Source organism: Erysipelotrichaceae bacterium 66202529 (assembly GCA_017161075.1).
Taxonomy (GTDB): Bacteria; Bacillota_I; Bacilli_A; order Erysipelotrichales; family Erysipelotrichaceae; genus Clostridium_AQ.
The window spans coordinates 4064641-4083933 of sequence record CP046174.1; the positions used below are offsets into that span (position 1 = coordinate 4064641).

Here is a 19293-nt window from a genome sequence, read left to right on the forward strand (position 1 = left end):
TGAGCCTTGCCTTACTATATTCATAAGTAACAAACTCGAAAGTTCATTTATATTCTTTTTACACCTTTATTTAAACACCGACACATTTTTATGTCAATCTTTTTTTTAGTTTTTCTATTTCCTATTTCTGCCATTTTTTATTATGCTTTAAAAACCACAGAAAAAATCAATTCAAAAGCATGTATCCCCTGTTATCTGCTTATATGCTATGAAGTGGAATACTTATTCTTACACAGCCTGTAAGCAGAATATGTTTATCAGCCTATACGTTTTATATCATAAGCGCTTCATCCTGTACATATCCAATAATCCAATGCTCCCCCGGATTTATTGCAATAGCTATCTGATCTGCTTCCTACAGAATATCTATTTATAATCATTCATATTATATCCCAGCTCTGAAAAAATACGATTTTTCTCTGCGACTCCCTCCTGGATGTCCGGCAGATTTTCCAAAGCAAGAGACAGAAACAGCGTATCTACGATCAAAGACTGTACGATCAACGCAGTATGGCTTGCCAGTCTGAGATTATTTTCCACTGCGGATACAAACAGCGTTACGGTAGCCTTATTGGCAAGCTCCTGATTGCCATATTGTGTAATTAAAATAATCTTCGCCTTTTTCTGATTTGCAATATTGATATACTGATGTGACTGGACAGACTTTCCAAGGGTTGTAAAACAAATCAGAAGATCATCCTCTGCCATATTCAGATTCGATTCAAGCTGAAGATGCACATCCTCGTAATAAATAACAGGAATATTCAGGCGCATAAACTTGATCTGCAGCTGTTTTACCAGCGTACTGCTGGCACCAAGACCGCTCAGATAAATTTTCCGTTTCTGTTGATTTGTTTCACGTATCAGCTTGATAGCCTTATCCAGCTCCTGGGAATCAATGATATCCGTGGTGGATTGTACCGATGTTACAACAAAGGCACTCAGCTTTTTCAGCACGGTATCCGGTGTATCACTCGGCATGATTTTATCCAGAATCATATCTGAATTTTCATTATAGAAATTAGCAGACAGATTCGCTGACAGAGAGAGCTTAAAATCAGAATATCCCTCACAGCCCAGCCTGCGGGCAAAGCGTATAATGGTAGCTTCACTCACCTCGGCCTGCAAGGATAAATCCTTCAGTGTGAAAGAAAGGATTTCCTGACTGTGATTCAGGACATACTCACCTAATTTTTTTTCCTTTGAAGATAGAAACGGCATAACCGATTCCAGGCTTGATATTATATTAACAGCTTGCATATACTCTCCTTCACTTGGCTCCAGCACCTCGGATGAAACCATCTACATTCATTTTCATAATCATACACTTATATTACCCATTCTACCAATGCAGTGGAAAAATTGCAATATATTCCCCATAAGGAAACCTGTGGATTCCTATGCGCAAAGGCTATTTTGTGCTGATATTGTAAAAATCCCATTGGTAATCATGGGAATTTTACTATGGAAATCATGTATCTAACAGGCTTTGGTCTGCAGGGCTTTGAGAACCTCACTCAGATTATCATAAATACCGGTGCAGCGATTTTGTAAATCAGCTGTTGGTGGTATCAGATCCGGTACCATGATAGTGGAACAGTCGGCATTGAGCCCTGCATGCACCCCATGAATACCATCTTCGAAAACATAGCAATCCTCTGCCGGTAACCCCAGCAGCTTTGCGGCTAATAGGAAGATATCCGGTGCCGGCTTTCCATGCATTACCTGCTCTCCACTGACAACGACATCAAAATAGGAAGCGATTCCTGCCAGACACAGGTTATTTTTTATAAGCTGTATAGGGGCACTGCTTGCGACCGCCAGCTTTACCGAATTCCCTTTCAAATATTCCAATAGCTCGACAACTCCCTGCTTCATTGGAACCTTATGCGATAACGACCTTTGTGCATTACGAAACAATTCATCACATAGTCTTGGGGCATCCGCCTTTGGCCAATAGGCGTTTACAATAGCATGCATACGCTCCCCATTGGTTCCCCGCAGTGCATCCAGCATATGCGGATCTATTTGAAGATTATATTTATCAGCGATGGCATACCATTCCTTATTATATACCAGTTCCGTATCAAACAGCAGTCCATCCATATCAAATATTGCTCCCTGTTTCATATATTACTCCTTTACAATCCGGCAGAGCTTGCCTGCAGAAGAAGTAAGGAAAGATTCTCCTTGTGCCAAGGGGAAGCCAGTACATTTCTGCGCAGCTTATACTGAATACATCCCTGTTCTGTTTCTATTGTAAAAAGAAAATGAAACAGCCGTATGCGTATATCTGTAGACAAAATGTGTTCCCGGGGAATAAATTGCAGGGTATCCGCATGCGGGATCCCGTTGATATCATCTATCGCCAGAATGGCAATTCCCTGTGCGTTGATATGCAGGATATGATCCTTCATGGTATGCATGATATCCCCAATTCCATTTTTATAGGCTCCCACAGAGGCCTTTATAGTTGCACATATTGACCCGTGTGCAGCATAGTCAATTCCCTGTTCTGTTAGAAGCTCTCTGATTTCCTCTTCCTTCATTGCCGTACCTCTTACCTTATGATCCCTTGCGTTCAGCCAGCATTTTATTAAAATCCACAATGCCCTGTTGTCCGGTATTTACCAATGCTTCCCGCTTCATACCTGCTTCTCTGGAGCCGATGTATTCTAGTACCATACACAGATTCATTCCGGTTATCACGCTGATTTTTTCAGCATATACCGGATCCTGCAAAAGTCTTGCACTGCAGTTGCACGGAGAACCAAACAGCAGATCACAGAAAATCACAACACCGTCTCCGGTATCCACCTCCTGAATCGCTTCCTCCAGCGTTTTCATAAAATCCGTAATTTCCTCACCCGGTAAAAGACACAGCGCTCTGATTTGCTGCGGCTCACCGGAAAAAATGGTTAACGTATCCAGTAATCCCTCCGCCAGGCGTCCGTGGCTTGCCAATATGATTCCTTTCATAGCCTTCCTCCTTGTACCTGCATCCTACGGGCATTCCCTGGAATTGCCCGTAGCATACAGAATGAAATGATATTAAAACAGACCGATAGCTGCACAAACCAATGCAATTACGATGGTGAAGAATACAAGCTTCGCCACACTGACATGCTTTTTGCTGATCAGATAGTAATAGATAAACAAGACAGCAATAGACAGGATTCCCGGCATGATACCGTCAATTTTTTCCTGTACACTCAATGTCGCTTCATCAAAATTCGCTGTGATCGCAACAGCCAGATTTACCATGGAAGCTGTAAGTGCCCCCATCATCGCCATACCAAGGATATTGGCTCCCTCAATGATATTGGTCATCAGCTTGCTGGACATGATATCCTTGATTGCTGATCTACCCTTTGTATAGGTCATTTTCGTAAAGATAATCAGTTCACCCAGCGTATACATCGTACCCAGAAGCAGCAGCCAGAAGCCGGCAATGGATCCGCCCTGTGCCAGAGAACAGGATGCAAGAATAAACAGTGTTGTTATCGTCCCGGCACTGAAGGAATCTCCCAATGCCGCAACCGGGCCCATCAAACCGGTTTTTACTGCTACGATAGATTCCGAAGGAATTGCATCCGGATTGTTTGCTTTTTCTTCTTCCATCGCCAGTGTTGTACCAAGAATCAGACCGCCTGCTGTAGCATTTGTATTAAACAGCTCCAGATGCCGTTGCAGTGCAGGAATCATATCCTCCTTATTCGGATACAATTTCTTTAAAGCGGGAATCAAAGCATACGTATATGCAATGGATTGCATACGCTCATAGTTCAGTGACATTTCCGTGGTGATATACCATCTGGCGATAACACGGTTGATATCTCGTTTCGTCAGTGATGTTTTTCTTTCCTCAGCCATGTTCTATGCCCCCTCCTTTTCTCTTTCACGTTTTTCCAGCACGACAAGCACCGCTACGCAGCCCGCAACCAGACCGGCTGTCAGGGTATTCAGCCCGACTGCCTTTACGATAATAAAGCCCAGTACTGTATATGGAATCATCTTCGGCTTACCAATCATATTCATAATCAGTGCAAAACCAATCGCAGGCATAACACCGCCGGCAACCTCCAAACCATGCATTACCCAGCTTGGTACAGAGTTCATAAAGGTAAGCATTGCATCCTGACCAAACATAACAATCAAAAATACCGGTAAAAACAGTAATGGAATTTCAATCAGCGGTGGATATATGACAGCGCATCTTGTAATTCCGGATAGGTTTCCCTTCGCCGCAAATTCATCCGCGCGGTGTACGAATACAACATTGATCATTTTACGCAGGTTGGTGACAAAGGATCCCAGAAGCCCCATCGGAACAGCAAATGCAATCGCCTGCTCTGCAGTAAGACCCGTTGCCAGTGCAATCGGTATAACGGTTGTCGCGGCCAGTGCCGAGTCGGTTGGAAGATTTCCTCCCGGTGCGATAATGCCTGCAAATGCAGCCGCTATTCCTCCGCCGATAATCAGTCCCTTTGTCAAATCACCATAAATCAAACCAGCTACTACGCCTACTACGATGGGACTCGCGATAAAGAAAAATGCAAAATATCCGCCAATCATCCCCCGGGCAATCCAATACATCAGCCCCATCGCTACTGCCATGATAACCAACTGTGTACCACTCATAATAACCTCACACTCCCTTTCATTATTTCAGTTTCTTTTCAATCGATCCAAGACTTACCGGATCATTCTCCGGTATCGGCTGTAAGAATACGTTCACACCCTCTGCTTTCATTTCGCATAATTTTTCGTATTCCTCAGCGGAAAGTGCAACCCCCTGAACCACGGACTTGCGCTGTGCGCTGTTCTGTACTGCTCCGACATTCAGCTCCGGCAACTGAAGTCCGTTTTTATATACCGTATATGCGGATGCCACATCCTTAAAAATTAAAAGTACGGTGTCATCCTTGCGATCAATCGCTGTCTGAATATCCCCCAGCTTGACAATATCAACCTCACGGTCAGGTACTGCCATACGATAAATATCACCCATGAAAGGATCATCCACCAGGCTGTCATCTGCCAGTATCAAACGATCAACCGGACGGAATTTGATCCATTTTGCCACAATCTGTCCATGTACCATACGATAATCAACACGAACCATTTTCAGTTTGCCCATAGCTTTTCCTCTTTTCTTTTCACCCTGTGGGGTCTTTATCTTCTTTCGATTTTTACAACCTGGCGTGTATCTGCACTCTTGTGCACAGCCTCTGCAATCAGCTCTGCCTCCAGACCGTCATTCAGATTTGCCACGAACGGCTTATCATGCAGGATGCAGTCCACAAAATCATTCAGCGGATCAATGCCAAAGCCAATGGCACGGCCGTTGTAGTTCTGAATAAAGCAGATGTTTGGCGTGTATTGCTTTTTATCATCGAAGAATTCCACACCGCGCTTCTGGGAATCCACACGAATCATTGCATTTTCACAGAGAATTTCTGAACATCCATCGTCTGCTTTCGCAAAGCCGTTTGGCAGAATCCATGCATTTTCCACTGTCCAGGTACATCCGTTTTCAAATTCCAGAATTGCCGTAATACTGTCGTAGGTATCGATACCCTTTTCCTTTAAAATCCCCTTATGGCCGACTGCATACACCTGTACGACCTCACAGCCCATATACCAGCGAATCAAATCATAGCAGTGCGTTCCAACGAAATGGACAGGGCTGGAGCTGGATGACCAGTTCAGCCAGTTGATTGCGACATCATAGATGTTATCCATGCGCATATAGCCGCGTACCGGTTTTCCTGTCCCCTCATCTGCAAGCTTGTTTTTTACTGCTATGGATGCCGGATCCCAGCGTTTGTGGTAATCCACCATAACACGCACACCGGCTTTTTCTGCAGCCTCCATAATTTCATAGGCATCTGCGGAAGTCGTTGCGAGTGGTTTTTCCACCAGAACATCCTTTCCATGGCGAATCGCCGTCATGACAGGATCTTTATGGTAGGGATCCGGGGTTGCTACGGAAACTGCATCAATCTCCTCATGATTGAGCATTTCCTCCATGTCGTTATACGTTTTCACCTGATAATCCTGTGCTACCTTATCTGTGATTTCTTTCTTTAAATCACAGACTGCAACAAGATTAACATTGGGATTTGAAGTGTAGGCATCCAGGTGATTCTTCCCGTAAATACCGGCTCCTACAACAGCAATATTCAGTTTTTTCATACGTTGCTCACCTTCCTTTAAGTATTGCTACCTAGAATATATCATAAAAGTAGTAATACTTCAATATATTTTTATAAATTTGTAGTTTTACTTCTTTTAGATATAAAAAAGACCATAAATATCATATGTAAGACCTTTCACCGTAATCATTGTTATATTCTGTGAAGAAATGCTTCATAAACAACTGTATACAGTCTATTGACTGCGAGTATCTGACACAGTTCTGCGATTGAAAACAGATCAAGAATGGTCAGAGCCTATAATATGTGAAGCAAAAATTCATACATTTTTCAATCTCATGATGTATTCATAATAAAACAAAGGGTAATAAGAAAAACTGCCTCATTAAGATCGTAAGATCCCATAAAGCAGCTTGTCATATGATATTCATTTTACATGACTGTTACATTATGATGTTTCCTTCTTTATTTGTTCTTTTAAAGCATCCAGTGTTTCACAGGTAAATAATAAATCTGAAATCGCAGTGAGCTTATGGACTGTGAGTGTTTGTAACCATTCTGTGGCATCCTCATGATATTTTTTCTCAATCATCTGCTTCAGAAGCTGGCGTTCTCCTTCTTCCTTTCCTTTTTCGAGCCCCTCTTTATAGCTGTCATTCAAACCATTGCGATAGCGTGCTTCTCCCATCTGAATTGCCATTGCCGTTGACCATAGCTTGTCATTTTTCTGCATTTCCTTGTACTTTTCCACGAACACTTTCACCAGCCTTTCCTTCGTTTTTAGTATAGCATCATTTTCATTATTTTCAAATAGGAAACACAACTGCTCAAAGTCATTCAACTTCAAAATTCCCTGCTTTCTTACCAGCTCATTAATCACCGGCAGATGTATGTAGCTGCGTTTTATCAGTGCCTTTTTATTCTCCACCTCTCCCTTTTCGGTACGCATTTGGTAATGATTCATCAGATTTTGATTATTCCATGGATATTCATCAATAAAAATTATCTGATGTACAGGCTTCAATAGCTCATACTTCTCCCCGCTGTTTAACTGATCATTCAGCGCTCTTGCCCCATAAAATTCGAAACGCTTCTTTTCTGTTTCAGAAAACGTTGTCTGCATTTCGATACAAAACAGCTGGCCGTTTTCATCCTTTACGTGGACATCTAAAATAATCTTTTTCTTTCCGATGGTCATGGGATCCAGATTAGGATTCATAACCGTACTTTCCTTAACCCGTATCCCAGTCACACGTTCAATAATGGTGTTGCGCGCAAAGATGGAGCCTTCATCCTCACGAGAGAGGGTGTACTTGAAGAACAAATCATTGCGGTAATTCAATACATCTTCTGGTTGTTTTCTTGTCATTTGACATTTCCTCGTTTCTGCAAGGTTATTCCTTACACTCTTATATACGAAAAGAAATGTTGTAATTCCTAAAATATGTTTAATTTTTTTATTTTTATAAAAAGCTGCATGCACTCCTGTTTCCCCACAACAGGTAATATTTCGTCATAAGAAAAAGGAAAAACTGCTATACGAACTAAATTTTTAAAAAGCTGCTCATAAGTAAATCTATGCAAATAAAAAACTGATTATCCGACACCACACCGGCCCTGTGTAATGTCATCCTATCAGCCTTTATCATGTAGTCCTTAGTTGTATAATCTGAAAAGCAGCTTTGCCACAACCACTCGCTTCCTACAAATCCCTGTTATATTTACAATAAACAAATTTTTATACTTGCAGCCTAAATTAGAAAGATATGCTATACGAAATTGAACCACCTATAAGCATTTCCTATTGAATATACTTACAATATCAGATATTCTGTTTCAGATAATACTCAATAAACTCAGCACTGCTGCAAGGCTTGCCATAATAATAGCCCTGAAAAATATCACAATGCAGTGATTTTAGCAATTCCATCTGTTCCTTTGTTTCCACAAATTCTGCTACCACATGAAAATGTATCGATTGAGCAAGCCTGGTAACTCCACGTACAATATCCCGGGATCGTTCATTGTCCAGAATATGATGTACAAGACTACCATCCAGCTTTACTTCATCAAATACATTTTCCTGAAGATACATCATAGAGCTGTGTCCCATACCAAAATCATCCATACTCATTTTAATATCCATTTGTTTCAGCTCTCGGATACGTTCCAGTATCCGTCCCGAAGTACTTAGCAAGGAGCGCTCTGTTATTTCCAGCACCAGTTGAATACCGGATAAATCAACATCATGTAAAATGGTTCGTACCTCCTTAACAAAAGCAGCACTTTCCAGTTGCTTAGGGGAAATATTGACAGAAATGGATAAAGGGATTCCTTCTCTTTGAAAGCACTGTGCGTCCTTACACGCTTCCCTGATGATATATAAGCCCAGTTCATCAAGAAAATTTTCTTCCTCTGCCAGCTTTACCATCAAAGGGGAGGATATTTTTCCGGCAACCGGATGCTCCCAGCGCAACAGAGCCTCAGCTCCATGAATATGTTCTCTGCAATCGCGCTGTATCTGATAATGCATATGTATCTGATTTCTCTGCATGGCATTTTTCAAATCCATCGCCAGTGTCTTGGCAGGAAAATGGTAACCGTAATGATCATTTAAAAATTCAGGTAGCTGCCCATTGACCTCTCCTTCGGCCATATCTGTCTCCATTGTGCGAACTGCAGCTTCAAACTCCTCACTTTGCCTTGTCTCGCTTAAACGGATAAAAGGAATATACAGCAATGTCCCCAGTACCAGATTGAAAAGCTGTAGAATACTGCCTGCTACAGAGCCACAGGCCTCATATCCGCTCATCAGAATCGGAACAGTCCATTCCACTGAATGTGTTGGCAAAGGTACTAGATGCAGCTGCATAGCAAAAAAGCTCGTCAGTGTCAAAACAAGAGGTACTAATAGAAATGGAATCAGCATTAACGGGTTGAATATAACAGGAAAGCCGAAAATCACGATTTCATTGATATTAAATAAAACAGAAATACCTGCAACCTTAGCCAGCTTGCGATTATTACTTTTCCTTGCTTTTAATAACAGGGCAGCCACCAGACAGAGTGCCGCACCACAACCACCCATAAACACAAATGTATCCAGAAATGTTTTCGTGAATATCTCTGTCGGCAGTTGTCCAGCCTGCACCAACTGCTGGTTAATAAGGATACCCGGCTCCAGGAATTGCTTTGCGACCATTTGCAGCGTGTTGGTTCCATGGATCCCGAAAAACCAGAGAAAATGAACAAAAAACACATACAGCAAAGCGCCCGGCAACCCTTTTCCAACCTTTTCAAACAGACCCATAAATAAATATGCGCCAAAATTAGTAATGTTGACTTCTCCAAACTGCGCACGCAAAACAGCACCGATAAATGCAAAAAGCAATGCTATTGCAGCAATCGGAAAAATCCCCTGTATTGCCTTGTTAAAGGTGTAATCAGCACCAGCTGTATGCAGCTTTTCAAACCGCCGTCCTGAATTCATACCTTTGTGAAAAATCCAGCAGGAAAGCATAGTAATACACATAGCAGTAAAAACCCACTCCGGATGAAAAACCTCATCTGCATATTTCATTCCGCCACAAAATGCCAGATAGGAAACCATGGCAACAACCGGATAAAAGAATACATCATCCAGGGCATGCAGCTGGCCATAGGATAGAGATATGGTTATGATTAAAATCAATGCAAGGGAATTTAAGGTTATTTCATATAGGCTGTTCAAGACAGCGAGCAGGGCTCCATGATGAAAGGAAGCAAGAAACGCCTGATAGGAGTCGAGTGGAAAGCTTGCCAGCAGTAATGCAAAGCTACCTAGGATAAGAAAAGGGATTGCCAGCATCAATCCGCGTTTTATTGACAATATAAATATGGAATCAAAAAATCTCCGGTATCTTTTTTTCATACGCTGCCCTCAACAATACCTTTATTTTACCATAGAACCAGGGTCGTAACAATGCTTTCAGATATATCCGCAATGCAGATTCTATATGCATTAGCCCTTTACATGAATTGATTTAATACTTACTCAATCATCAAAAAAAAACAAAAAGGGAAACAAAAACATAACGTATAAAAATCTTCAGGAGCATTGTCCTGAAGATTTTTCAGTATAGCTTACTTTCATACAAGGAAAAGCACTCATCATACATTTAACGAGATATATTCTTCATATCTAATCACTCTGCTTCACACCATAGCATACCGTTTAAGATCAGTACCCGGGTATCATTTACATAAGGATAGACAGAATGTACACTCAATAGCTAAATATCAGCTTTTATCACCTGTACTCTGAAAGTACGCTTATATTCATTTTCTCTTGTTTTAATCACCTGTGTGCAATAACAGCATGCTACAGCTTCTCTCCATTTGAGGCTATGACATCACGATACCAGTAGAAGGAATCCTTCTTCATACGCTTCTGCGTACCGTTTCCTAAATCATCCCGGTCCACATAAACAAAGCCATAACGCTTACTCATTTCCGCAGAAGAGGAGGAAACGATATCAATTGGTCCCCATGCACAGTATGCAAAGATATCCACACCATCCTTAATGCATTCCTTCAGCTGTTCAATATGCTTTCTTAAAAAATCAATACGGTATGGATCATGTATACTTCCATCAGCCTCCACGGTATCCAGAGCACCAAAGCCATTTTCACCAATCATAAGTGGAACCTGATAACGATCCCAGTACTGTGACAGACAGTTATAGAAGCCTAGCGGATCCATTCTCCACTCCCACGGTGTCGGCTCCAGGTTTGGATTCTGCTCAGCCTGCATCGGTGTCATGTCATTTTTATCAGAATCTACAACTCTGCTGTAATAATAAGATATCGCCAGGAATTCCATTGGGTTATTGCGAATTACATCCTCATCGCCCTCCTCCATATGGATACAGATATTGCGCTCTTTAAAATACCGCAGAGCATATACCGGGTATTCACCACGCAGCTGTACATCGGAGAAGAAATACTGCATACGGTTTTTCTTCATAGTCAAAACGACATCCTTCGGACGACAGGTAGCCGGATAGAAGGTACAATCTGCCAGCATAGTTCCAAAGACGGCATGCGGATCAATCTGATGTCCGATTTCCTTGATTTTCGCACAGGCTACAAACTGATTATGTGCTGCCTGATACATCAGCTCCTCCATATTTTCCGCCTGATCATCATAAATACCGAGAGAGCCAAATTGTACAGTTGGAATCAGATTCACCTGATTGCATACGATCCAGTATTTCACTCTGCCCTTAAAGCGCTCTACCAGCACTTTTCCATAATTCACGAAGAAATCAATCACCTTTCGGTTACCAAAACCGCCGTATTCTGTGACCAGATGCAGTGGAATATCATAGTGAGACATGGTGATAATGGGCTCCATGCCATCCTTTATGATCTCATCAATCAAATGATCGTAGAATTTCAAGCCTGCTTCATTTGGCTCTGTTTCATCCCCATTTGGAAAAATACGTGACCAGGAAATGCTGGTTCGGAAGCATTTAAAGCCCATCTCCTGCAGCAAAGCCAGATCATCCTTATACGTATGATAGAAATCAATGCCATAACGTTTCGGATAATATCCTTTTGTATCTGCGGCCTTGCGTTTAATTTCCGCAAGTGTTCCGCCTCCTTCTTTTTCTATATGCGCACGATTTAATCCCTTTGTATATTCATGAATATCACTTGTGGATAAACCGCGTCCATCCTTGTCATATTCCCCTTCACACTGGCAGGCCGCAAATGCGCCTCCCCATAGAAAATTCTCAGGAAATGTTTCAGGTACTTGTTTCATAATGATATCTCCTCCTCTTTTTTTATTGGCCCTCGCAGCCTATATAAACTATCCATAAGATAACCTGTCACTGTAATTAGCTTTCCAAGTACCAATAGATTGATGATGGTCACAACACCAAAGGTTCCCTGCATCATGATACCGGTTAGCAGCATACTGCCGTCCAGTATCCACCGAATTACATGATATGGCAGCTTAGTCTTTTTCATAAGTCCAAAGGTTACGCAGTCATAGGGATTCTTTCCACAGTCCGCACGAATGCTCAATGCAATAGATATTGCGATTATAAGAATGCCTGCTGCACAAAACAGGACTCTGTGCAGCTGTGTATCCGCCTGCACAAGCGGTGTCAGAATCCACATGGTAATCGTAGTTACAAGCGGGAACACAACCGTCCCCGCATGAATTTGTTTTCTATCGATAAGAAATGCCGTCAATACAAATGTAAAGGATAACAGGTTATTGCAGGTATCAATAGATAGCTGTAATGTCTGACTCATTCCCTGTAACAGCGTACTCATAGGATCTGCACCATAGCCACCTGCAATAAATAATACGGCTGCGACACCCATTAGCATGCCTGCAAAGGCACACAGAATAAGTCTATAGAAGAACACCCGGTGTGCAAAACCTCTTTTGTTTTTAATCAAGCATTTCCCCATTGCTAGCAATAACATCCTTGTACCAGAAGAAGGAATCCTTTCGTATTCTGGCACATTCTTTAGCATCATCATCCGTGCGGTCAACATAGATAAAACCATAGCGCTTCTTTACACCATTGCTTGTAGAAAGCAGGTCTACTGCTGACCATGGACAGTAAGCCAATACCTCCACACCATAGTCAATCGCTTTTTTCATTGCAGCGATATGATCGCGCAGATATTTGATACGGTAAGTGTCATGGACACGGCCATCAGCGGTTAGTTCATCGAAAGCACCCATACCGTTTTCTGTTATCATCAGCGGCTTATTATAGCGTGTATAAATATCACGGAAGATATATTCCAGACCTGTCGGATCAATCGCCCAGTCCCAGTCTGTTGTATCCAGGTTTGGATTCTTGCACATTTCGTAGAAGCCCGGGTGTGTTTCAAAGCCGGAAATATCTCCCTTTTTCCCTGACCAGTTGACACCGCTGTATCGGATTTCCTTTCCATCCTCTATTGGACATGCTTTGGCACATTCACTTGCATAATAATTTAATGCCAGGAAGTCGGAATAGCCTTCTTTAATCAGCTCCATATCGCCATCTTCAATCACCGGTGCCAGACCATGCTCCATTAGATAGATCATAGATGATTTTGTATAGAAGCCCTTGAAATAAATATCGAGATAGAAGGCATTACGCAAATCATGTGCATTTTGTGCAGCCATAACATCCTCCGGCTTGGAGGTCAGCGGATAGACTGGTGCATATCCGATAGCTGCTCCAGCCAAACCATCGGGCACCAGCTCGTGTACCAGCTTGCAGGCAATCGCATGAGCCAGATTCATATGATGATTGATCTGATAACGCAACTGGTTATTATCACGCAGTTCCTTAGGTATATAACACTTCTGTGTCCAATATTGAACAATGATGCTCTGCTCATTGATTGTTGTCCAGTATTTTACCTTATCCTTAAATTCATTGATAACATAGCGTGCGAAGTATTCAAAATCCTTTACAACCTCTCTGCTCAGCCACCCGTTATATTTCTCAACCAGTGCCCATGGCAGATCATAATGATACAGCGTGACGATTGGTTCTATACCGTTTGCCAGCAATTCATCAATCAGATTTCGGTAATATTGAATACCTTTTTCATTTACTTCTCCAACTCCATCCGGAAAAACACGAGACCATGCAATGGAGAAGCGATAGGTTGTAAAGCCCATCTCCTTCATCAGTGCCACATCTTCCTTGTAATGATGATATTGATCACTGGCAATATCTGCCGTCGCAAAGCCGCGCTTTGTGTAGTTTTCCTTATTGATGATATCCTGCTGACTGGCCTTCTTACCATCCTCATAGGCAGCCCCTTCCACCTGATATGCACTGGTAGCGGCACCCCATAAAAAGCCTTTTGGAAATCCTTTATTCATCATTCAGCCTCCTTTTTTTCTTCTAATTTATTATTCATTATTTCAAAAAAATCTATTAGTTCTTTTGCCAGCTTTAATTCAGACATAATTGTCATGAGTGTATCCTGTGCATGTGCAAACAGCAGACATGGTTCGTAAGTTTTTCCTCTTGTTTCGTTTTGAATCACTTCCGTCTGAGCCACATGTGCCTGATGCACGCATTCTTCCGCTTCTGTAATTTTCTGTTTTGCTTCTGTAAATTGAAACTGCTTTGCATTTGCTAATGCATCCTCAACACGCAGACGGGCATCGCCTGCATGCAATATGATCTGCATAGCTACATTCACGAGTTCATTTTCCATAATATCCATAATTACATCCCCCTTTAATTCTGGGAAGGAGCGTTTTCCTGTGCTTCTTCAGCCAGCTTCTGTTTTTCAAATACCTTAAAGAACGGGTACCAGATAGCGAAGTAAATGACGAATAATACGATTGCCCATATAATACCGCGCATATCCTGTGTAATCATTACCGTAGATACCGGTACAGGTACCTGTCCTACCTGATTCAGTGTTGCCGGAATATTCAGCCAGCCCAGACTCATGACGATATATACCAGGGCAGGACCGACTATCGCATTCAGCCACATTGGCAGCATCAGCAATGGATTAAATACAACAGGTGCACCAAACATAATTGGTTCGTTAATATTAAAGATACTAGGCCCGATAAAGATTCTTCCAAGGGTTTTCAGTTGCTTTGATTTGGAAAAGCACATTAGGACATTCAGTGCTAGTGTAGCTCCCATACCGCCCATCGTAATTAAAGCAGCAGTAAATACAGTTTCACTTGTCGCAATATTAGTTGCCGGAAGCCCCTGTGCCACTAGATTGATATTTTCCTGAATACCGGCAAGGAATATAGGTGTTGTAACTGCACCAAACAGCCAGGAGGAAATTCCCATACTATATAAAACAGCAGGAATAAAGCAGCATAGAATGAATCCCGGCATTGTCTGTGCAAAGCCTGCCAGTGGAGAGAAAATCCAAATGACAATTTCAAAGATATCAAAGTTACAATATTTTGTCAGAATCATACCTAACCCCAGAGTCAGCAGGGTTGGAAAAATATAGTTGATCCAGCCTACGACAAAATCCGGGATGGATGTAGAGTTCTCCAGAACATGCAGTTTTGAATACAAATTAAAGATGATTGAGGTAAACAATCCGGCTACAATACCAACAGCAATACCGGTTGCACCAAGACGTCCTCCCTGAATGACCATGTTTCCTGCTTCATCCGTTCCCGGAATGATAAACATCATGAATACTGCCATGGAAACGATTCCGCAGTTGGTCAGATAAAACGGGTGATTTAGTTTTTCCATACACTGCTGTCCGACAACAAAGGCAAGGATCAGTGAAATCAATCCGAAGCTGTAATCGGCAATCATGCCCAAATCCGGAAGTACAGGAATATAGGAACGGAATACATTATAGAAGTAGATAACAGATCCCGTCAGAATAAACGGTATGATTTTCTGCATGGATGATGATACGGCGGCAATCCATGGCTTGCTGCAGATTTCATTCATCTTTGGAGCAAACACCGTAGAAAGCCAATTCATAAACTTTTTCATTTTTCTTTCTCCTCAGTCTTCCTCATGAACCTTATATAATATTCATGAGGAAATCATTTCACAAACGCGTGATTTTCTTCAAGCTAAGACTGCCATCTTAGCTTTTTTATTTCCCCAGTGTATCCAGTGCCAGCTGGATCAGTGCATCCCCATTCAGCTGTGCATAGATATCCTGTGGTATTACGACAACCGGAACATTATATGGATCACAGAGAGATTTCCATTTTGGGAGTTCTCCTCCGTAATGCGGTCCCAGCATAAGAATACTGATGCTTGACAGATAACCGCTGACGTCCGTATGAGAGCGTGCTTCAATCGTTGTGTCTAGCTTGCGTTTTTTTGCTGCCTTGCGAGCCTGATTTGCCAGAAAACCACTGGACATACCAGCTCCACAGCACAGCATGATGAACATTTTGTCCATGATAACTCCTTTCCGCTTCTTATGAGCGCTGTACCTTGTACACCCACATTATCTTAAAATTGGCATCACTTCTCAACCGAAGTTTTGCACCGAGTGGTGCAAGTCATTCCTGACATGATGAAATTTCCTTTTATTCTCTCTTTATAATATATAACTGCAGCTTTCATCAAATATTGGATAGAGTATTTTTCTTTATTGTAAGATTAAAAGTACATGAAAAAGTACATTTGCACCATGTGGTGAAATCTTCTGGTTGTACACCGTTCGTGTCTAATTTATAATAGACATAACAATAATAAGCCACAGGTTTCATCCAAGAGGGGTAGGTATTATGAAGAAAAAACATATGGAATTACTGCAATATCTGCTAAATCACTCTACAGCGGTTACCAGCCGTCAGCTGGCTGCCGCTTTATCCATTTCCACACGCTCTGTGAAAAATTATGTAAATGAAATCAATCTGCTTGGAAACCATAAGGTGATCCTTTCCAGCAAACAGGGATATACTGTTCAGATGGAGCAGGCAAAGGAGCTTTTGTCTGTCAAAGAGGAAAGCATTCCGCAGACAAGCCTGGAGCGGGGCTTTTATATCGTAAAGCAGATTATGCTGGAGCATTCTTCCCACATGGATCTGTACGACCTTTGTGATGCCCTATACGTCAGCTACTCCACAATCAAAGCGGACATTGCCAAAATGAATAAGGCATTTGCGAATTTTCATATTGAATTTACATGTGAAAATGAGGAGGTACGCCTGCACGGAAGTGAGAAGGATAAACGCCGTCTTGTCAGCTATGTGATGTATGAGGAAACGGATCAGCAGTTTATGGATGCCAACATCATTACCAGCAGCTTTCCGGATTTCCCTGTTGAACAGGTATCTGCCATCATTCGATCTACCTTTCAGAAATATAACTATTATATCAATGACTTTTCCTTTGTGAATTTGCTGCTGCACTTTGCCATTATCATTGACCGCGTTAAGGAGGGCAATTTTGTAGAGACTAGGGAACGCGATTTTACGATTGAAAGCGAAACAGAGCGTGCCCTTGTTAAGGAGCTTTGTTTACGCCTGGAGGAGGCGCTTTCCATCAGCTTTAACCGCAATGAGCAATTTGAAGTGTATATGCTCTTTAAAACAAATGCCAATTATTCCCTGCCCAGCTCAGAGGATAGTCTGAAAAAGCTGGTCGGTGATGATATTCTCGCACTTACCAGAGATATTATTCGAAAGGTAAATGACAGCTATTACATAGATCTGAATCACGAAAACTTCATTACTCCCTTTTCTCTGCATTTAAAAAACCTTCTGCTACGGGTACGCAATGACACCTATACGAAGAATCCCATGGTGGATGCTATAAAATCAAGCTGTCCCACGGTTTATGATATTGCCATTTTCATAGCCATGGAGCTGATGCAGCGCTTTCATTGTGACATCAATGAGGATGAGGTCACCTTCCTTGCGCTCCATATCGGTGCAGATATAGAACGGCAGAAAACCAATGATGGAAAAATTCAATGTGTTCTGCTCTGTCCGGAGTATATGAATATAACGAGCTCTATTTATAATAAGCTGCTGATTGACTTTGGAAATCAGATCAATATCCGAAAGACGGTATCCTATGAGCATGAATTAAAAAATCAGCACTATGACATACTTTTGACCACTGTTCCATTAAAGCATCCTGTTCGCAAAGAGGTGTGCCAGATTCCGCCGTTTCCCAGCAGTAACAGCCGTATGGTAATTCAGAATACGATAGACCGCTATCGAACAAACAAGCGTAATTATATCCTGAAGAAGAAGTTTCATGATTTCTTTTCTTCCTCCCTGTTCATCGCAAATGCAGATACACCAAATCGTGATGATGTGCTTCCTTTGCTATGTGGCAGTATGGAACAGCTGGAGTATGTGAATGAAGGCTTTTTGAACAGTGTTATGATTCGTGAAACAGCGGCTTCCACAGCATTTGGCAACATAGCGATTCCGCATTCCATGGAAATGGAAGCATTGAAAACCTGTATCGGAGTTGCGATATCCCAAAAAGGTATACAATGGGATCATCATATTGTCCATGTGGTTTTGTTAGTAGCTTTAAATAAAATTGACAAGCAGATATTCCATGACCTGTATGAGGCGCTGGTAGATTAATTCAGTAAGGACGACGTGATGGAACGTATGAAGGAATGTACCTCCTTCGAGCAGTTTGAGCATATGATTTGCGCAAGCATTTCTTATCAGGAGGAGGAATCCGCATGAAAACATGTATCTTTCTGGATATTGACGGTACTCTGCTGGATCATGAAATCGGCATTCAGGAATCCAGCAGAACAGCGATTGCGCAGGCACAGGCAAACGGTCACAGGGTATGTCTGGCAACCGGGCGTCCAAAAACGGAGATGGATGAGGAAATCCTTGCGATCCCCTTTGACGGTTATATATATTCCTGTGGCGCTATGGTGGAAAGCAGAGACCGTGTTCTTTTCTATCAGCCGTTAGAAAAGGAAATAGTGAAAGAGCTGATTCCTCTGCTGCAAAGATATGCAATCGGATTTAATCTGGAAGGCAGCAGAGCATCCTTCCTTGATTCCGTCGGCTATTCCTTCTTTCATTCCATGCTTCAAAGAGGTAAAGGTATGGAAAAAAACAGTGAGCTTGTCCGTCAATATATGGCTTCCATCCGCATGCATAAACTGGATGAATTCAGGGAGAAGGATATGCAGCAAATCATGAAAATTGCCACCTTTATTACCAGAGACTCACAGCTGCAGGAATTTGACAGGCACCTGCCGCCTCATCTGAAGCATCTCCATCATTTAGAGAACGATCGCTGTACAAATGGTGAAATCTATCATCGTGCATTAACAAAAGCTACAGGTATTGACTGTCTGTTGAACCATTTCCGGATATCAGTGAGGAATACGGTAGCTATCGGAGACAGTCTGAATGATGCTGAGATGATAATGCACTGTCATACAGGCGTTGCTATGGCAAATGCTTGCGATGCCCTGAAAGAGGTCAGCGATATGGTTACTACCTCAAGTAAGGAGCATGGAATATATCATTGTCTGAAAACGCTGAACCTCATTTAGCAAGCTACTATTCACTAATAAAAGATAAAATTTAGGAAGAGTGTTATGAAAAGCGTCTTAGAGAAAGACCTGCTGTAGTGTTTCTATTCACGCAATATGATACGTCGTTAAC

General features: G+C 42.0%; 16 protein-coding genes and 2 pseudogenes. 2 read left to right on the plus strand and 16 right to left on the minus strand.

The features are described from left to right. Positions 1–366 precede the first annotated feature (366 nt). From GKZ87_19215 to GKZ87_19290, 16 genes and pseudogenes are all read right to left on the minus strand, one after another. The gene (locus tag GKZ87_19215) at positions 367–1260 is read right to left on the minus strand and encodes an SIS domain-containing protein (GenBank protein ID QSI27470.1); all 894 of its coding nucleotides are present in this window, start codon (positions 1258–1260) and stop codon (positions 367–369) included. A gap of 219 nt (positions 1261–1479) precedes the next feature. After that, positions 1480–2130 (minus strand): HAD-IA family hydrolase, encoded by a 651-nt coding sequence (locus GKZ87_19220; protein ID QSI27471.1) that lies wholly within the window; start codon positions 2128–2130, stop codon positions 1480–1482. 11 nt (positions 2131–2141) lie between these two features. Beyond that, positions 2142–2549 carry a hypothetical protein gene (locus tag GKZ87_19225; protein QSI27472.1) on the minus strand — a complete coding sequence of 136 codons (408 nt, stop codon included), beginning with the start codon at positions 2547–2549 and terminating at the stop codon, positions 2142–2144. Positions 2550–2565: 16 nt separating this feature from the next. Further along, entirely contained in the window at positions 2566–2979 is a 414-nt protein-coding gene (locus GKZ87_19230; protein QSI27473.1) for a PTS mannose transporter subunit IIA, read from the minus strand. Positions 2980–3051: 72 nt separating this feature from the next. Beyond that, positions 3052–3873: a PTS system mannose/fructose/sorbose family transporter subunit IID gene (locus GKZ87_19235; protein ID QSI27474.1), complete on the minus strand. Its 822-nt coding sequence runs from the start codon at positions 3871–3873 to the stop codon at positions 3052–3054. 3 nt (positions 3874–3876) lie between these two features. Further along, positions 3877–4641: a PTS sugar transporter subunit IIC gene (locus GKZ87_19240; protein QSI27475.1), complete on the minus strand. Its 765-nt coding sequence runs from the start codon at positions 4639–4641 to the stop codon at positions 3877–3879. A 22-nt stretch (positions 4642–4663) separates the two neighbouring features. Then, positions 4664–5140, minus strand: coding sequence for a PTS mannose/fructose/sorbose transporter subunit IIB (locus tag GKZ87_19245; GenBank protein ID QSI27476.1), 477 nt, complete (start codon positions 5138–5140; stop codon positions 4664–4666). A gap of 35 nt (positions 5141–5175) precedes the next feature. Then, complete coding sequence (locus GKZ87_19250) at positions 5176–6198, minus strand: gfo/Idh/MocA family oxidoreductase (protein ID QSI27477.1); 1023 nt, start codon at positions 6196–6198, stop codon at positions 5176–5178. Positions 6199–6606: 408 nt separating this feature from the next. Further along, positions 6607–7527, minus strand: a complete 921-nt coding sequence (locus GKZ87_19255; GenBank protein ID QSI27478.1) for an Rpn family recombination-promoting nuclease/putative transposase — start codon at positions 7525–7527, stop codon at positions 6607–6609. A 453-nt stretch (positions 7528–7980) separates the two neighbouring features. Further along, a complete protein-coding gene (locus GKZ87_19260; protein QSI27479.1) occupies positions 7981–10068 on the minus strand; it encodes an EAL domain-containing protein in 2088 nt (695 codons plus the stop codon). Between the two features lie 450 nt (positions 10069–10518). Beyond that, positions 10519–11964, minus strand: coding sequence for a family 1 glycosylhydrolase (locus tag GKZ87_19265; GenBank protein ID QSI27480.1), 1446 nt, complete (start codon positions 11962–11964; stop codon positions 10519–10521). Between the two features lie 71 nt (positions 11965–12035). Beyond that, positions 12036–12614 (minus strand): annotated as a pseudogene (locus GKZ87_19270) (hypothetical protein). Continuing rightward, on the minus strand, positions 12607–14049 hold the full coding sequence (locus tag GKZ87_19275; GenBank protein ID QSI28023.1) for a family 1 glycosylhydrolase: 1443 nt from the start codon (positions 14047–14049) through the stop codon (positions 12607–12609). Before GKZ87_19275 ends, GKZ87_19270 begins: the two are co-directional and overlap by 8 nt. Continuing rightward, a complete protein-coding gene (locus tag GKZ87_19280) occupies positions 14049–14399 on the minus strand; it encodes a PTS lactose/cellobiose transporter subunit IIA (protein ID QSI27481.1) in 351 nt (116 codons plus the stop codon). Before GKZ87_19280 ends, GKZ87_19275 begins: the two co-directional genes overlap by 1 nt. A 14-nt stretch (positions 14400–14413) precedes the next feature. Continuing rightward, positions 14414–15667 (minus strand): PTS sugar transporter subunit IIC, encoded by a 1254-nt coding sequence (locus GKZ87_19285; protein QSI27482.1) that lies wholly within the window; start codon positions 15665–15667, stop codon positions 14414–14416. Positions 15668–15773: 106 nt separating this feature from the next. Then, on the minus strand, positions 15774–16088 hold the full coding sequence (locus GKZ87_19290) for a PTS sugar transporter subunit IIB (protein ID QSI27483.1): 315 nt from the start codon (positions 16086–16088) through the stop codon (positions 15774–15776). Positions 16089–16419: 331 nt separating this feature from the next. Between GKZ87_19290 and GKZ87_19295 the strand changes: the two are divergent. After that, a pseudogene (locus GKZ87_19295) lies at positions 16420–18348 on the plus strand (PRD domain-containing protein). Then, the gene (locus GKZ87_19300; protein ID QSI27484.1) at positions 18345–19181 is read left to right on the plus strand and encodes a Cof-type HAD-IIB family hydrolase; all 837 of its coding nucleotides are present in this window, start codon (positions 18345–18347) and stop codon (positions 19179–19181) included. The pseudogene GKZ87_19295 and the gene GKZ87_19300 overlap by 4 nt, the downstream one beginning before the upstream one ends. Positions 19182–19293: the final 112 nt, after the last annotated feature.

Bases quoted from the DNA above. Each gene is read 5' to 3' on its own strand.
- GKZ87_19245 (QSI27476.1), bottom strand. From the start codon at position 5,140: ATGGGCAAACTGAAAATGGTTCGTGTTGATTATCGTATGGTACATGGA.
- GKZ87_19280 (QSI27481.1), bottom strand. From the start codon at position 14,399: ATGGATATTATGGAAAATGAACTCGTGAATGTAGCTATGCAGATCATA.
- GKZ87_19275 (QSI28023.1), bottom strand. From the start codon at position 14,049: ATGAATAAAGGATTTCCAAAAGGCTTTTTATGGGGTGCCGCTACCAGT.
- GKZ87_19265 (QSI27480.1), bottom strand. From the start codon at position 11,964: ATGAAACAAGTACCTGAAACATTTCCTGAGAATTTTCTATGGGGAGGC.
- GKZ87_19230 (QSI27473.1), bottom strand. From the start codon at position 2,979: ATGAAAGGAATCATATTGGCAAGCCACGGACGCCTGGCGGAGGGATTA.
- GKZ87_19285 (QSI27482.1), bottom strand. From the start codon at position 15,667: ATGAAAAAGTTTATGAATTGGCTTTCTACGGTGTTTGCTCCAAAGATG.
- GKZ87_19215 (QSI27470.1), bottom strand. From the start codon at position 1,260: ATGCAAGCTGTTAATATAATATCAAGCCTGGAATCGGTTATGCCGTTT.
- GKZ87_19220 (QSI27471.1), bottom strand. From the start codon at position 2,130: ATGAAACAGGGAGCAATATTTGATATGGATGGACTGCTGTTTGATACG.
- GKZ87_19240 (QSI27475.1), bottom strand. From the start codon at position 4,641: ATGAGTGGTACACAGTTGGTTATCATGGCAGTAGCGATGGGGCTGATG.
- GKZ87_19250 (QSI27477.1), bottom strand. From the start codon at position 6,198: ATGAAAAAACTGAATATTGCTGTTGTAGGAGCCGGTATTTACGGGAAG.
- GKZ87_19235 (QSI27474.1), bottom strand. From the start codon at position 3,873: ATGGCTGAGGAAAGAAAAACATCACTGACGAAACGAGATATCAACCGT.
- GKZ87_19255 (QSI27478.1), bottom strand. From the start codon at position 7,527: ATGACAAGAAAACAACCAGAAGATGTATTGAATTACCGCAATGATTTG.
- GKZ87_19225 (QSI27472.1), bottom strand. From the start codon at position 2,549: ATGAAGGAAGAGGAAATCAGAGAGCTTCTAACAGAACAGGGAATTGAC.
- GKZ87_19260 (QSI27479.1), bottom strand. From the start codon at position 10,068: ATGAAAAAAAGATACCGGAGATTTTTTGATTCCATATTTATATTGTCA.
- GKZ87_19300 (QSI27484.1), top strand. From the start codon at position 18,345: ATGAAAACATGTATCTTTCTGGATATTGACGGTACTCTGCTGGATCAT.
- GKZ87_19290 (QSI27483.1), bottom strand. From the start codon at position 16,088: ATGGACAAAATGTTCATCATGCTGTGCTGTGGAGCTGGTATGTCCAGT.